Consider the following 14,083-nt stretch of genomic DNA (forward strand, 5'->3'; position numbering starts at 1 on the left):
GTAAATCACTACAGGATCGCCTTCCCTCCGAGAATTAGATGCTAGAGGTATTTGGAAGCCGCGCGGATTTGTGTCCGAGAAAAAATTTCGCCCTACGGGCGTTATGTTAAAGGCGGCCGAGCCATCATGAAGATTCTGACGCGCGGGGCCCGTTACACCATCATTACCGTGGATGTTGTTTTGGGACCAGACTCTCGGACACCACCTGCCCTGCAGAACCCACGCGATGTCCAAATCCCAACTTTCGCACGGCGGTGTGGTCAGCCAGTGCGCGGCGTCGTACATATTAGATGGGCCGTTGCACTTAAGATCGGCGTTGAATGGCACAAACGGCACAGAACAGGACCAGAAAATGGCTGCTTTTGACACGCTGAAGCTCGCGCGAATCCTTGAGGGGACAGGTGTACCACGTGAAAACGCAGAGGCTTTTTCCTTGTCGCTCAATGAGGCGTTGGAAGATTCCGCAAAAAATGGGATGTCGATCCAAAGTCTGAGCACGGACCAACTTACGGACTTGGTTATTGAGATTTCGAAGCAGTGCGGCTGCCCTCTACAAACAGGCTTTGACCAGAACGCCACTCCAGAAACGTCGACCTAAACTCGCCGCGGCGAGCGCCGCGACGCTTCAAGCCGGGCGACGACTTCGACCTGCGCCCCTGTCAAGTCGCGGGCCTCTCTGCGCGCCGCCCACTTCGACGCATAAGTCTTCAGCCGTGCGATCGCACTTCTGGCGCGCGGTACGCTCGGCGTCCGTTTCGCGCAGGCTGCGTCGCTCGCAGGCCTCGGCCGGTCCTGGACAATAATCACCTCGTCGCGCTCGAGCTCCGTCGAGATTTGAGTCCGCAGCTTCACCTCCCTCGCCCGCCCCGGCTCTAGGGTCGCGGCGTAGCCCCGGCGCTCTCTGGCGACGCTCATGGAGGGGCGTTCACAAGCGAAACACACTTCTGGCCGATATGGCATCGCAGGGTCCTCCACTATCCTCGGGCTGCCAACAACAACAAGGGGAGAGGGTCATGAGCGGACGTTTCTTGCTGAAAATTGTGGCGACGCTGTCGGTTATGTGCACCGGCTGTGCGTCCATTGTGGGCGGCACTTCGCAGAACATCTCGGTGGAGGCGCGCCAGGACGCGAAGTCAATCGCCGGTGCGGCATGCACACTTTCGAACGACAAGGGGAAATGGTTCGTTACGACACCGGGATCTGTCGGGATCCAGCGCTCCTATGAAGCCATGAATGTTACCTGCACCAAGACAGGCTCGGAGCCGGGGACAACGGCCGCACAGTCGACAACGAAGCCCATGGTCTTTGGCAACCTCATCTTTGGCGGCCTGGTTGGCGCGGCGATCGATATAGGGAGTGGGGCGGCCTATGAGTATCCAAATTTGATCGCGGTCGAGATGAAGGCACTCGAGATGCCGAAGCCGGCAGAGCTAGGTTCGCAGGCGCCCGCAGCTCCGATGACCATCGCCTGGAAGCCCGTATCGAAACCTGCCCCTGGGCCTTTTACCAATATTGCCGAGGCGCTTGCTGTGAAAGACATGTGTACTCCCGTCGGGTACGCGGTCCTCACTGGAACTGGCCATGAAGGGGATACCTACCGAGTGAACTGTATGGGCGGCATGACGAAGGAATATGCCTGCGCTGGCCAGAGTTGCTCACCGGCGCGCTAAGCGTTCCCCGTGCCGAAACAGGAACTTTGAACGAACCGGCAGGGGTAATCGTCCTTCGCGTGCGAATTGATACCATTGAAGGGAAAAGGCTGCGCTACATCAATGTCTTGCGATAACAGTCGCAGTGCGGTTCTTTCCGATGCCGTAAGTCGTCGATGGCATACGAATTTTCGCATCCCAGCGTATCAATTTGCACGGAAAGCACGATCCCACTTTGAAGGGAAAATCCATGTCTGAGCACGAGTCCGAACATCGCGGGGGCGTAGCTAACCTGTGGAACTCCACCGACGAACAGGAGTGGCTCTGCGCAGAGACGATCGGCTACTGGGAGTGCGTAGGCCGGGCTAACATCGGGCTAGAGCGGGAAATGGAAAGGCTGGACCCTCAAGCAATCGCTGGACTCGACGCGCATGCATGGTACGAATTCCTCTTGAACAAGTACTTCCGGTGGAAATACACGGCTGCAAACCGATATGGCTCCACGACGAAATTCCTGAGGCGCCATGGACAGTATCCCGAGCTCGGCTGAGCGTAAAGGATCTCATCTTCATGTGGGCCAGCGAGGATGATACGCGTGAAACACTCTTGGCTGCCAAGAAAACCCCTGGACTTGGATTTGCTGGGGCCTCAGGCCTCTTAGCCCTACTGTACCCGCAGAAGTTTGGCACGGTCGACCAATTCGTGGTGAAAACACTGCGCAATGTCCCAACACTTCCTACCTGGGAGCGAAAGGCGTTGGGCGCATGACTCCGCAAAATCTGACGCTGCCGGATGCGATCATTCTCACTGAGATTATGCGGGCGAAAGCACAGTCCCTCAATGAGAGATTCTCAAGCTCATATTGGACACCGCGAAGAATTGATAAGGTGCTCTGGAGCATTGACCGACGATGTAAGTAGGTGAGCGTCAAGCCAAACGCGATCGGCACGAATGGCTTCGTTTGGGAAAGCGTGACCGTCGCGCGCATTCGGAGCCAATGCGCAAACCGCAGCTCTGCCCCGCATTAGCTGCCCGCTTCAGCCAAGACGGCATGTCGCCCTGCCCGTTCCAGCTCAGTCCCTCGGCGTTGCGGTAGCAGACCACTGGCGGTGGCGCTGGTGGCGGTAGCGGAAGGGCCGGCGGATCGAAGCCCACCCCGCTTCCCCCTCCTCCGGCCTCGCAGGCCTTGATCTTGTCGGCATGGCGCAGGGTCAGGCCGATATCGTCGAAGCCGTTCAGCGGGCAGTACTTGCGGAACGGGGCGATGTCGAACTCGTAGCCCTGGCCCGACCGCGTGATCACGGCCTGCTTGTCCAGATCGATGGTCAGCTGGTAGCCGTTGAACGCGTTGGTCTCGTGGAACTAAGCGAGACCGAAGCTCGGCGGCCCATAGTAGTGGTCGATATTGGGGTCTTGTGCAGAACCTGGCGATCGGTGGCCTGGAAAGCCTGGCGCAGCAAGGGTTACTCGTTGCTGAGCAACTTGATATAGCAGGAAGTACGAGCCATTGGATTACATAACCTTCTCGATGTAAACCGTAAGAATTCGCACAAAGAATACGATGACCCTGAGTCAGCGATCCGCCTGATGGCCTTGTCCCAGCAGCTTCTTTTTTTGCTCCGCAAATTCGGCCTCACTGAGAAGTCCAACCTTCAGAAGTTCCGCCAGCTTTTGGAGCTCATCCGCCACACCGGGTAAAAGATACTTGCGTATACTTTGTACTTGAATCTATTTCAACAGAAGCGCGTTTAATTATTACAGTAATCAGGCTATGCCAGCGCCGCGCTGTGTGAAGGCTTCCCAAATAGAGATAGTCTTTCTTGGTTTCTCCTATTATGAATCTAATGGTATGAACGGGATGCTCCGTATCATTAATCGTAAGCTGAAGAGCGAGATTAGTCGCAGTACCTATTGTTTTTTTTTGTGCCTGAGAGGGCACCGGCGAGCGCACCTACACCACCAAAGGCCAGCCCGCCAACCAGTGCACCACCCAACTGACTGCTGCGATTAGTTGAGACTATGGAATTTCCGTCTTCAATAATTTCACACGAAATAACATCCTTGACCTGAACGACCTTTAGAAAAGCCGGTTTCAGGCTCTTATCAATGAGACAAAACTTGAGTCGTCTCTCATCAATAGCCAAGCCATCGTAACCAACACCAAAGATTTCATGATCGCAGCTAAATTCAGGAAGCTCTGCGAGACTTGCCACTACGGATTTTTGCGTATGGTAAGCAACGCGTGAAGCACGCATGGCGAGGATGAGCAAGATTAGCCCCCCAATCAGGGCGGTAACCATAATTTCATTCATAAGACTGCTCCTATTGTTGTTGAAGGATTCCCTCTCGAAACGGCTTTACTGGAACGGCGTCTTTCCATAGGCGCCATCTCGCCCACCAAGCTCCTCACGTGGCACTCAATTCCAGCAGCCGAGGACCGACCTTCTCTGCGACGTAGAGGGAGATTCATTTTCGAACGCACCCAGTCGCCGCCTTGGAGACACAGCGCAGAGCTCGTAGACGGCCTCACGCTGCGATGATTGCAGGTTGTCGTGTCGAAAGATCCAGGCGAGCTTTATCAAGGCACACTCGTATCCGGTGAGCTCGCCATCGGTGTCCATCTCCTCCTTCTGCATGCGGACCATCGCCTCCTCGGCCAACTTGTTCCCGAGTTGTGATGCTAGCTGCCGGCAGACGTTGTAACCGACTTCCATCACTATGACGTCGTCTGTGTATTTTTTCGACAAGGTGACCGCGGCCATCTTCGTGGCGGATCGGGTCAGGAAATTCATCAGTCCCATGAGCTCTCCCCCTGGGCGCCTGCGTGGCGTTTGTTCCAGACTATGGGCGGTCGGCGTGGCAGGTGCAATCGCCTAGATGGATGATCTGGGAAGAGCTTTGCCAGGCTCGGCAACGGGTGAGGCCGTGGTCATGCGCGCTATCGGCCGTGGCGGGTTGAATGCGTCTGCGCAAGCCATTTCCTGCGCCGAGGTGCCCGCCACAATCGCATCGGCCAAGCGGAATGCAGAACGCTGGCCTTCGAGGTTGCCCTAGGACATGCGGATTCCTCACATACGTTCTTCGTGACCGGCGCCGGCGCCCATCGCCGCAGCTCGGCCGAGAAGCGGTGTAAGAGCGGGTGCATCCTCGCAAGTCGTGTCGATGCGCAGGAGCAGGACAGTTGCCGCTACAGGTCGGACTATCGTCCGCGCGCAGAGGCCGTCACGTGATAGTGGTCTGCCGTGGCCGGGAGCCTCTTGCTACCGTTCTGATCCATTCCACTGCGCATTGCCGAAGGACCGAGTCGGCCGACTGTTCGCCGATCAAAAACTCGCTGGGGCGAGCGGCAACTGCATCTCGGAAGCGGTTGGCGCGCCAGCTCGGGTCCGGAAGGCGGCTCAGGGTCGGGAAGAAGACCTGAGAGAGGCGGAGATCGCTTGCCCTCGCTGCGCCGCGCTACCCTTTCGGTGACTAAAGCCTTTGCCAGCGGAAGGTCGGCCATGCCGCAGACCGCGCGTCAAAATTTCGATGATGGAAAATTATGTCAAATGATTTAATGGCAATTGACGTCAGGCACCCTACCCAATCTCAAACCGAGTCGAGGGCAGCACACGGATGAAATTGCAGATCAGCTGGATTTCACCGGAGCTGTCTGGCGGGCCGCGGGGAAACGTCATGGCGCTGGTCATTATGGCTGTTCGTGCAGTAATACCGTTCTGCGCCGCTCGGGCAATGATCCCAAGTGTGGTATTCCTGAGCGGCCTGATATGCTTCGAGTTTGGCCACATATCTAACCGCTACGCATTGCCTTGTCGCCGGGATCTGCAACGCAGGCTGGCCTTACGCCCACGCGGTATGACAACTTCCAGATGTGACCAAAACTCTTGAGAACTGGAACCAGTCCACCTGTCCTGGCTATCCAGATAGTGGTTCGGGACCGTGCCCTGCCATTCACGTAAGGTGGCGTGACTCAGCTCTGGCAGCGACCTGAGCCCCACCGCGGTTCCGCATACTGCAGTTCACGAACGAGACTGCAAGTGTCGCTGCGTATCCAAGCCCCATGGCGTCGAAGTGGACACACCCAGCCTGATCCGTTTCACATCCCAGTGGATAAGCGTTACGTGCAGGTCGTGCTGGCTGATCGCCAATTCTCGCTTTAAAAAATAAGGTATAACCCCGCCCCGCTCACCCGAATCAACTGCCAGATCGAAGGTTAACCTCGAAAAAAAGCATGTAATTCCGACTCGCTCATTCACTTCAGAGGGCCGGACATTTCAACATCCGAAGTCGGGGAACTATTTCCAGCGTTTTAGCAGAAGCGCTCCATGAAGGATGAGGAACGGGGCGGAGCCAATTCCACTGCAAGAACCGATACGCGCGAGTGTACAAGCCAAAGTTGCGTGGCGTGGACGAGAAAATCGCCCCGTACGCAACGCAGTTTCGGCTACCTACAGCGAAACAATCGAGCTAGGAAACCCTACGAAAGTCGGTAGTCAATTGCCTACACGCGCGCCGTTACTCGCCGTTTTGGTGAGAGATACGAAACAATGACTTGTTGATGCGACATTCATACGATATGTGTGCTCAATCTAAAATCAGGTGTTAAAACATTTCAATGCGGGATGAGGGCAGTATGGCATACTCCGCCAATTCATTTTTTACAAAACATCGACTACGTCTCGGGGAATAAATGGGGCAATTTTTACAAAACGTTTGGCTAGATTCTTAAACCACGAACTCGAACTCATACCATCCGCACGATCGTTGGGATCCATTGTGCAGGCACTTCTACCACGCTCGGATCAGTTCGCCAGCCTCTTACCGCAAACAGTTCGCGATGCGTTTCGCAGTCCGATGATAGTTCACCGGTAACGCCACCAGTCCCTTTCTGCCGCCTATTAATTCATGCTAACAACATCGCCCGCCTGACTCAGTCCGGACCGCCTATCTGACAACGCCCGGATACCAAAATAGACAACGGAGTAAGAATAATAATGGCCTCGGAATTAGCAGGAAAGGTTGCCTTCATCACTGGTGCAGCGCGGGGAGTAGGAAGGGCCACGGCGATGATTTTTGCGCGAGAAGGCGCAGATGTTGTGCTCGTCGATGTGGCAACAAATATCGACGGAGTGCCATACAGCTTGGCCACTGAAAGCCAGTTGCGCGCCACAGCGGAACTGTGCGAGGCGGAGGGAGCGGCGGTCGAAGTCGTGCTCGCGGATGTACGCAAGCAATCCGACATGGGGAACGCCGTGCATCGCGCAATGAAACGCTTTGGTCAAATCGACATCCTGGTAAACAACGCCGGTATTGCAGGGCCTTCTGGAGCCATTGTGCATGAGGTCAGGGAGGACGAATGGCAGCTCATGCTGGATATAAATCTGACCGGGGCTTGGCGTGCGATCAGGGAGATCGGTCCGGGCATGGTGGAACGCAAGTCTGGAAGCATTATCAACATCTCGTCTACTGCCGGCGTTGTTGCATATCGGCATTTTGCTGGTTACGTCGCGGCAAAGCATGGTCTGATCGGATTAACCAAGGCTGCGGCACTGGACTATGCGCCGCATCGTGTCAGGGTCAACGCCATCTGTCCGGGCTCTATCCGCGACGACTTCCGGGTCGAAGGAATAATGCTCTCAGAGATCGCTCGCGCGCTTGATGTCGACCAGGACGAATACGAGTCTGTGTTTACCCAGTCACAGCCAAACAACGAGCTGCTCGCGCCCGTTGACGTTGCCCGAGCGGCACTCTGGCTAGCGTCGGAGCAGTCCGTGAAGATGGTGGGCGGTGTGATCACGCTCGATGGCGGATTCTCAATAAAATAGGCGGGTGAATACGCATGGACAAGCAAGGCGGCTCTTCTCGCCCGAATAAGGGCGAAGTTTTTTTCGCATGGTTGGATCGTGCATGGTTCAAGGACCATGGTTGGAAACTCCAGGAACTGATCCGTACCTTGGATGGCGTGGACGATCAGATGCCGGTGGACTGCTTTGAGCGCAGGTTACCGTTTTCTTCGGATACAGAAGCTGTGCGCATGGCGGTCTGCCACGAGGCTCGGCGTCTGGTGACACTTGGTGGCGAGGACAGGAACCGAATCGTCCTTGTCGTCTGTCATTGCAACGACGGACGTAGCATCCTTCTTCTGAGCAATGACATCCGCTTGAACGATCAACGACTCCAGCAGTTCTTTCAAGACACTGTGTCGATAGCGCGTATGCACGACACACTGCTGCTGGAGGCAATTCCGCATCAGATGGCGATCCCTGCCATTGTGCTGGCGGCCAGCGCCACAGCCCGCTACGAGCGCATCCGCTTGCACCGATTCGAGGCGGCCGAGCGGCCCCTTTCCGGTAACGAACTGTATCGACGCCATCCGTCGATCGATCTTGAGGTCGGCGCCACACAAGACATCGAGACCATAATTGCCGTCAGCCAGAATATCGAAGCCGCTCCCGTTGGTGTGCAACCAGAGGACGCATCAGTATTGCCGGTCCACATCGAATTGCTCCGGCATGGCCCACGTCCGGTGCTGCAATATCTCCCCGATCCACAGTCCCAGGGATGGCGCCTGTTGGTCGAAGAGCGAGAGGATGGGCTGGTAAACCTGCATGACACCCAGTTTGGTGTAGAGCGGGTTGCGCGCGCAGACCTGTTAAGCGTGGTGACGTATCTGCGATCTGTGTGCCACGAGGAGGGCGCACGTGCCGCGGCGCAGCCAGCACCACCAGTATTGCCTGAGGCTAGACAGACGCATGCCACCGATCACCCGCAAGAAGGTGAATTGATCGAACGATTCAATCAAGTGGCTGCTCTGCAGCATGAAGCGACGGCCCTGATCTTCGAAAGCAGCAAGATCAGTTATGGCACGCTCGTGTCTCAAGCCGAAGTGCTGGAGCAACGGATCCGCGTATGCGGAGGGGCCAACCGGTATGTGGCGATCTGCATGGAACGGACGCCGGCGTTCATCGTCGCGATCATTGCTGTATTGAAAGCTGGATGTGCTTACATCCCCATCGATCCGGCAACGCCGATGCAACGCCGGACAGCGATCCTAGAGGACAGCCAGGCTGACTTGATGCTCACGGACGCCAAGAGCATCGAAGGCGCGCAAGCGCTGTCCGATAACATCACCATCCAGCGACTCGATCATGCCGCCGATGCGGCGGCCGAACCCGACGGCGTTGCCTATGTGATCTATACCTCTGGCTCGACTGGCGTTCCCAAAGGCGTGGCTGTACCGCATCGTAATGTGGTTGGGCTGGTGGATGCCTGCCAGCCACTGTTCGATCTGCGTTCGGACGATGTCTGGTCGCTCTTCCACTCGATGGCCTTTGACTTCTCAGTCTGGGAGATGTGGGGCGCATTGCTTACCGGGGCGACACTGGTCATGGTTCCATACTGGACAAGCCGCGATCCTGAACTTTTTACGGAACTGGTACGAACACAGCAAGTGACAGTATTGAGCCAGACGCCGTCGGCGTTCTATCAGTTCGTTGGGGAAGCCATTGCCACCGATGCGGAGCTCAATGTTAGGCTGGTTTTCTTCGGCGGCGAAAAGTTGGTGAAGGCTAAGCTGATTCCTTGGTTTGATCGTTTCCCCGAAAGCCGATGCCGCTTGGTCAACATGTATGGCATCACTGAAACCACCGTGCACGTAACCTATGAAATCGTGACAAGGCGCCAAGCACTTGACGACAGGTCGAGTGTCGGTGTAGCCCTGCCAGGATGGAGCCTAGGCATATGCGACAAGGCGGGATTGCCATTGCCAACCGGGCTGACTGGGGAAATTTGCGTGTATGGCATCGGGCTTGCGCGCGGCTATCTGAACCGCACAGAACTTAGCGCCAGCCGTTTTGATCTCGATCCGGACAGCGGGCAGAGGCGTTATCGCTCCGGCGATCGTGGGCGCCTGGACCAGAATAGGTGCCTATTTCACTACGGACGGATTGACAACCAAATCAAGCTGCGCGGCTTTCGCATCGAACTCGGGGACATTGCGGCACAGATTCGCCAGTTGGCTGACATCACCGACGCAGTGGTCCTGCTCGATGAAGGGGACGGCCAACCAGGCAGCGCCGTGCTTCGCGCCTTCGTGACAGGCGCCGGTGTACGCACGGCGACTATCCGCAACAAACTCAACGAGCAGTTGCCAGACTATATGCGGCCATCGTCCATCTCAGTGGTCGAGAGCATTCCAATTAATAACAACGGAAAGCTCGATGGCAAGAAACTACTGGCCGAATACCGTCCGGAAGCCGACCAGTCGGCCTGCCTCGCAGATTATGCCATAGCCGCTGATACGGGGATGGAGGAGCGGTATCGCGCGGTGTGGATGGAATGTTTCGGGACGTCAGTGAGCGCTCACGACAATTTCTTCGACTTGGGCGGAAATTCCCTGATCGCTATCAAAATCAACCAGCGCTTGCGTGCCCTGCGACTACCGGAAATCTCGCTGAAAGACATCTACGTCCACCAAAACATCGCCTCCATCGCAAATGCCATGGCGATTCAATAGCATCGGGAGAAATCATGACTCCACCCGTACAGACTGCGCGGCTTTTCCATCAACTCGCCTCGCTCAATGCGGCATCGCACCCAGATGACGAAGCGCTGGTCCATGCTGACCGTTCGGTTAGCTATGGGAAACTTTGGCGCTTGGCGTTGCACTACCGTGATGCGGTTATTCGGGCAGGTGCAGGAAAGTCAGACAGGGTGGCATTGCTCGGTGAAAAGAGCATCGATGTGGTTGCCGCTATGTTGGGGGTGAGTCAGGCCGGTTGCATCTTTGTGCCGGTCAATCCGGTCTTGAGAGAGCGCCAGGTCGAACACATCCTTAAGGATTGCGAGGCCAAGGTACTTATCACTTCCGCCGACCGCAAGAGAATCCTACAAGCCCGCTGCGAGCCACTGGAGAGCCTGCTTAATTGCGTCCTATTTGAGGAGGTGTCGGACATCGGGGAGCCAGCGCCAACGCATTCCGGCAACCGCACGATCGACGCCGATGCCGCCGCCATCCTGTATACATCGGGAAGCACCGGCAGGCCAAAGGGCGTGGTGGTCTCACACCGGAATCTGGTTTCTGGCGCCGAAATCGTCGCGGGCTATCTGCACAACAACAGGCATGATCGGCTGCTCAGCGTATTGCCGTTGTCTTTCGATGCGGGACTGTCTCAGCTGACCACTGCGTGGTGGGTCGGAGCAACGGTAGTGCTGACCGATTCGCGTTCACCTGAAGAGATCCTGTCGATACTCGACTTCGAACAGATCACCGCGATGACAGCCGTGCCGCCAATATGGATTCAGTTGTCACAGCTTAAATGGCCTGGCTCGATTACCAGTAAGTTGCGCTACATCGCAAACACCGGCGGAAAGATGCCCCACGCAGTCCTGCGCAGGTTGCAGTCCAACGCTCCGCAGACCAGCGTGTACCTGATGTATGGCCTAACAGAAGCGTTCCGAGCCACCTATCTGCCACCCGACCAGATCAATATCCGGCCGGGCTCAATTGGCAAAGCCATACCTAATCAGGACGTGCTGGTGCTGCGTGCCGATGGCAGCGAGTGCGACCCGATGGAGCATGGCGAGATCGTGCAGCGGGGATCGCTTGTGGCGATGGGATACTGGCGTGACAAGGACCGTACCATGAAGCGCTTCCGTAGACTGCCCGAGGGCCTCACCGTGAGCAATGTGGTAGACGAAACCTGCGTGTTTTCAGGTGACATCGGCTACAAGGATGACGAGGGATACCTCTATTTTGTCGGCAGGAATGACGAAATGATCAAGACGAATGGCTATCGCGTGAGTCCGGTCGAACTTGAAGAGATCGTCTATCACTTGTCTGCGGACCTGGAGGCCTGCGCATTCGGCGTGGAGCACCCAGAACTTGGTCAGTCGATCACTCTCGTGGTTTCTGCTGGACGCAAGATGGCAGACTTTTCAGAGTCCCAGATTCGCAGCCATTTCTCCACCATTGCACCACCTTACATGATGCCGAAGACTCTGAAACTGACTGATCAGGTCTTTCCGCGCAACCAGACCGGAAAGCTGGATCGGGTACAGATCAGATCCTTGTTCGGTAATTGAATCCATTTAATCGATAGGTTCCTCACCATGTACGTCCAATCGCAGTTGCCTTTTCTGATCTGCCTGCCTTACGCCGGTGCCGGTCCGAGTGTCTTCAACACATGGCGGCCGCTGCTCCAAGACAGCGTCCAGATGTTGCAGCCTTCCTTGGCCGGCAAAGAGAAACGATTCGCGCAAGCTCCACTGCGGGACACCGTCGCGCAAGTAACCGACATCGCGGCTCAGCTCCAAGAGCAATTGGACAGGCACGCCGAGACGCCGGTAATTGTCTTTGGCCATAGCCTCGGCGCGATCCTGGCGTACGAATTGGCGCGCCTTTTGGAGCAAGGGTCAGCGACACGTATCGTGCATCTAGTCGTCAGTGGTTCGGCATCCCCGTTGCTCAAGCGTCGAGGCAAGGCAACCGGTCTGTCCGACGACGAATTCGTGCGCGAGGTCGAATCTCTCGCCGGTTATACGCATCCTGCCTTGGCCAACATGGATATGCGAGGGCTGCTGCTTCCGGCCTTGCGTGCCGATGTGGAAATGCACGAAAGCTATCAGCATGTGTGGGCTGCCCCATCTTCCATCAACATCACATGCCTGCACGGCAAACACGACCAGGTGGTGTACGCCAATGAAGCGCTGCAATGGCGTGAAGTCACGCTGGGCAGCGTCGATTTTCTTGAGATCAATGGCGGTCATATGTTCTGGGTCGACGAGCCGGCACTGCTGATCCCTACGATAAAGACAATTGCCTCCAATCTCGACGTGCAGGGAGTCAAGGATGCCGCTTGAGGCGCGTGTTCAGGATGTCCCGGTCATCTATGTAGACATCGTGTCTGCAATGGCATCCTTCCTGAAGGAAAAAGCCGGTATGGTCGATGTCGATATCGACCGGAGCGTTCGCGAGAATGGTGGGGACTCACTCGCGGCGACGTTGCTTGCCGCCCATCTGCGTAGCGGCTTCCAGGTCGATTGCAGTGCGGCCAAGCTGCTAGGGGAGCAGTCACTGGTACAGGTCTCCCGCAATCTGGAGCAGGGAGTCGGCGGCACGATCGCACCGACAGCAAAGTCAGATGCCTATCCGCTGAGCGATCAGCAAACCGGGGTCGCCTTTGACCAGATTCGCACACCGTTGGGGAAACAGTACAATTTACCGCTGTATGTCGAGACAGGTCCGCAATTCGAGATCAGGCGATTCAGCCGCTGCATCATCGCGGTCCTGAAGCGACACGCCGGCTTGCATATGCGCCTAGTGCTGCGGGATGGCAATCTGCAGCAACAGATTGCGGCATTCGACGAAACCGAGCTGGATATCGTCGATCGCGGCGTCACCGATGACCTGCAGGAAGAACTGGTCCGGTTCTGTCAGCCCTTCGATCTTGAACACGGACCGCTGTATCGCTTCGCCAAGGTCTCTTGCGCCGGTAAGCACTATCTGCTGTTCGATATGCATCATATCGTGACGGACGGCTATTCCAAGAAGCTACTCTTCGCGCAGATCGATGCGCTGTACAGCGGCCGCTATCCCGCACTTCCAGATCTGACCTACACCGATTACTGCTGCTGGGTGCAAGCGCCGAAGCTAGAAGCAGAGCGGGCCTCCAGCCTGGCGTACTGGAAAGCCAAAATATTCCCATTGCCGCAACCATTGGCACTGCCGGTCGATCGCGCATGGCCACCTGTGCGTTTGGTCGACGCCGGTTGCGTCAGCGCGTTCGTGGGGGCAGAGGACGTCGCCCGGCTGAGCGAGGTGGCGCAACATGGTGGTGCTACCTTGTATGAAGCTCTCATCGCCTCGTATGGGATTGCCGTATCTTGCATCACCGGCAACAGAGACTTCATCTTGGGAAGCCCGGTTCTGGGCAGAACTCTGGCCGGCACGGAAAATGTCATCGGCATGTTCGCCAGCACTGCATGCTACCGGCTTGATATCGATATGCGGGACAGCTTTTCTAGGCATCTCGCGAAAGTGGCTGATGAGGTCCGCGCCACCACCCAGCAGAGCTTCTTTCCGCTTAATGAAATGGTCGAGATGGCTGCGCAGGAAAGGCCAGACAGAATGTCACGCCATCCAATATTCGACCTGATGCTCGCTTTCCACGCCCGCCAGCTAGTCGAGGTGCAGCTGGACAGCCGTCCGGTTATATGGGAACCAGCAGCGACAAGGTGCGCCATCTTCGATCTGCACATGCATATCTTCGAGCGCCCGACAGGGCTGGATATCCGTCTTATCTTCAACAGCTCCCTGTTTTCCGGACAGACAGCGTCGGACTGGCTGTCGGCCTACATGGAAGTGATAAGCGCATTGTCCCGGGTGCCTGGGAATAGTATGGAATCGGTGCTCTAAGCGCCGATTCCATCGGCTT

11 protein-coding genes and 1 pseudogene are annotated in these 14,083 nt (G+C 56.6%); 8 read left to right on the plus strand and 4 right to left on the minus strand.

Translation table 11 applies throughout. The features are described from left to right. Window positions 1-226: 226 nt before the first annotated feature. The 3 genes from AB1I47_RS01115 to AB1I47_RS01125 all read left to right on the plus strand — a co-directional run bounded on the left by AB1I47_RS01115 (window position 227) and on the right by AB1I47_RS01125 (window position 2,199). Complete coding sequence (locus tag AB1I47_RS01115; RefSeq protein WP_354681925.1) at window positions 227-598, plus strand: CCDC90 family protein; 372 nt, start codon at window positions 227-229, stop codon at window positions 596-598. Between the two features lie 415 nt (window positions 599-1,013). Next, window positions 1,014-1,670, plus strand: a complete 657-nt coding sequence (locus AB1I47_RS01120; RefSeq protein WP_354681926.1) for a hypothetical protein — start codon at window positions 1,014-1,016, stop codon at window positions 1,668-1,670. A gap of 229 nt (window positions 1,671-1,899) precedes the next feature. Then, complete coding sequence (locus AB1I47_RS01125) at window positions 1,900-2,199, plus strand: hypothetical protein (protein ID WP_354681927.1); 300 nt, start codon at window positions 1,900-1,902, stop codon at window positions 2,197-2,199. Window positions 2,200-2,822: 623 nt separating this feature from the next. Here the strand turns inward: AB1I47_RS01125 and AB1I47_RS01135 are convergent. The 4 genes and pseudogenes from AB1I47_RS01135 to AB1I47_RS01150 form a co-directional block, all read right to left on the minus strand. Continuing rightward, window positions 2,823-3,011, minus strand: a pseudogene (locus tag AB1I47_RS01135) (3-isopropylmalate dehydratase small subunit); the annotation flags it as partial. 210 nt (window positions 3,012-3,221) lie between these two features. Continuing rightward, complete coding sequence (locus AB1I47_RS01140; protein ID WP_354681928.1) at window positions 3,222-3,338, minus strand: SHOCT domain-containing protein; 117 nt, start codon at window positions 3,336-3,338, stop codon at window positions 3,222-3,224. A gap of 206 nt (window positions 3,339-3,544) precedes the next feature. Beyond that, window positions 3,545-3,961 carry a hypothetical protein gene (locus AB1I47_RS01145; protein WP_354681929.1) on the minus strand — a complete coding sequence of 139 codons (417 nt, stop codon included), beginning with the start codon at window positions 3,959-3,961 and terminating at the stop codon, window positions 3,545-3,547. 105 nt (window positions 3,962-4,066) lie between these two features. Beyond that, complete coding sequence (locus AB1I47_RS01150; RefSeq protein WP_354681930.1) at window positions 4,067-4,450, minus strand: hypothetical protein; 384 nt, start codon at window positions 4,448-4,450, stop codon at window positions 4,067-4,069. 2,193 nt (window positions 4,451-6,643) lie between these two features. Here AB1I47_RS01150 and AB1I47_RS01155 point away from each other — a divergent pair. From AB1I47_RS01155 to AB1I47_RS01175, 5 genes are read left to right on the plus strand one after another with little or no spacing between them, the layout of a single operon-like run. Continuing rightward, on the plus strand, window positions 6,644-7,474 hold the full coding sequence (locus AB1I47_RS01155; protein WP_354681931.1) for an SDR family oxidoreductase: 831 nt from the start codon (window positions 6,644-6,646) through the stop codon (window positions 7,472-7,474). Between the two features lie 14 nt (window positions 7,475-7,488). After that, a complete protein-coding gene (locus AB1I47_RS01160; protein ID WP_354681932.1) occupies window positions 7,489-10,164 on the plus strand; it encodes a non-ribosomal peptide synthetase in 2,676 nt (891 codons plus the stop codon). Between the two features lie 14 nt (window positions 10,165-10,178). Beyond that, window positions 10,179-11,732, plus strand: coding sequence for an acyl-CoA ligase (AMP-forming), exosortase A system-associated (locus AB1I47_RS01165; protein ID WP_354681933.1), 1,554 nt, complete (start codon window positions 10,179-10,181; stop codon window positions 11,730-11,732). 27 nt (window positions 11,733-11,759) lie between these two features. After that, window positions 11,760-12,509, plus strand: a complete 750-nt coding sequence (locus AB1I47_RS01170) for a thioesterase II family protein (RefSeq protein WP_354681934.1) — start codon at window positions 11,760-11,762, stop codon at window positions 12,507-12,509. Then, complete coding sequence (locus tag AB1I47_RS01175) at window positions 12,499-14,064, plus strand: condensation domain-containing protein (RefSeq protein ID WP_354681935.1); 1,566 nt, start codon at window positions 12,499-12,501, stop codon at window positions 14,062-14,064. The genes AB1I47_RS01170 and AB1I47_RS01175 overlap by 11 nt, the downstream gene beginning before the upstream one ends. The last annotated feature ends 19 nt before the right edge of the window (window positions 14,065-14,083 follow it).

Origin of the sequence: Cupriavidus necator (assembly GCF_040578825.1) — a bacterium.
Taxonomy (GTDB): domain Bacteria; phylum Pseudomonadota; class Gammaproteobacteria; order Burkholderiales; family Burkholderiaceae; genus Cupriavidus; species Cupriavidus necator_E.

What these genes read in the sequence shown, in the direction of transcription:
- AB1I47_RS01115 (WP_354681925.1), top strand. Translation starts at nt 227, where the DNA reads ATGTCCAAATCCCAACTTTCGCACGGCGGTGTGGTCAGCCAGTGCGCG.
- AB1I47_RS01120 (WP_354681926.1), top strand. Translation starts at nt 1,014, where the DNA reads ATGAGCGGACGTTTCTTGCTGAAAATTGTGGCGACGCTGTCGGTTATG.
- AB1I47_RS01125 (WP_354681927.1), top strand. Translation starts at nt 1,900, where the DNA reads ATGTCTGAGCACGAGTCCGAACATCGCGGGGGCGTAGCTAACCTGTGG.
- AB1I47_RS01145 (WP_354681929.1), bottom strand. Translation starts at nt 3,961, where the DNA reads ATGAATGAAATTATGGTTACCGCCCTGATTGGGGGGCTAATCTTGCTC.
- AB1I47_RS01150 (WP_354681930.1), bottom strand. Translation starts at nt 4,450, where the DNA reads ATGGGACTGATGAATTTCCTGACCCGATCCGCCACGAAGATGGCCGCG.
- AB1I47_RS01155 (WP_354681931.1), top strand. Translation starts at nt 6,644, where the DNA reads ATGGCCTCGGAATTAGCAGGAAAGGTTGCCTTCATCACTGGTGCAGCG.
- AB1I47_RS01160 (WP_354681932.1), top strand. Translation starts at nt 7,489, where the DNA reads ATGGACAAGCAAGGCGGCTCTTCTCGCCCGAATAAGGGCGAAGTTTTT.
- AB1I47_RS01165 (WP_354681933.1), top strand. Translation starts at nt 10,179, where the DNA reads ATGACTCCACCCGTACAGACTGCGCGGCTTTTCCATCAACTCGCCTCG.
- AB1I47_RS01170 (WP_354681934.1), top strand. Translation starts at nt 11,760, where the DNA reads ATGTACGTCCAATCGCAGTTGCCTTTTCTGATCTGCCTGCCTTACGCC.
- AB1I47_RS01175 (WP_354681935.1), top strand. Translation starts at nt 12,499, where the DNA reads ATGCCGCTTGAGGCGCGTGTTCAGGATGTCCCGGTCATCTATGTAGAC.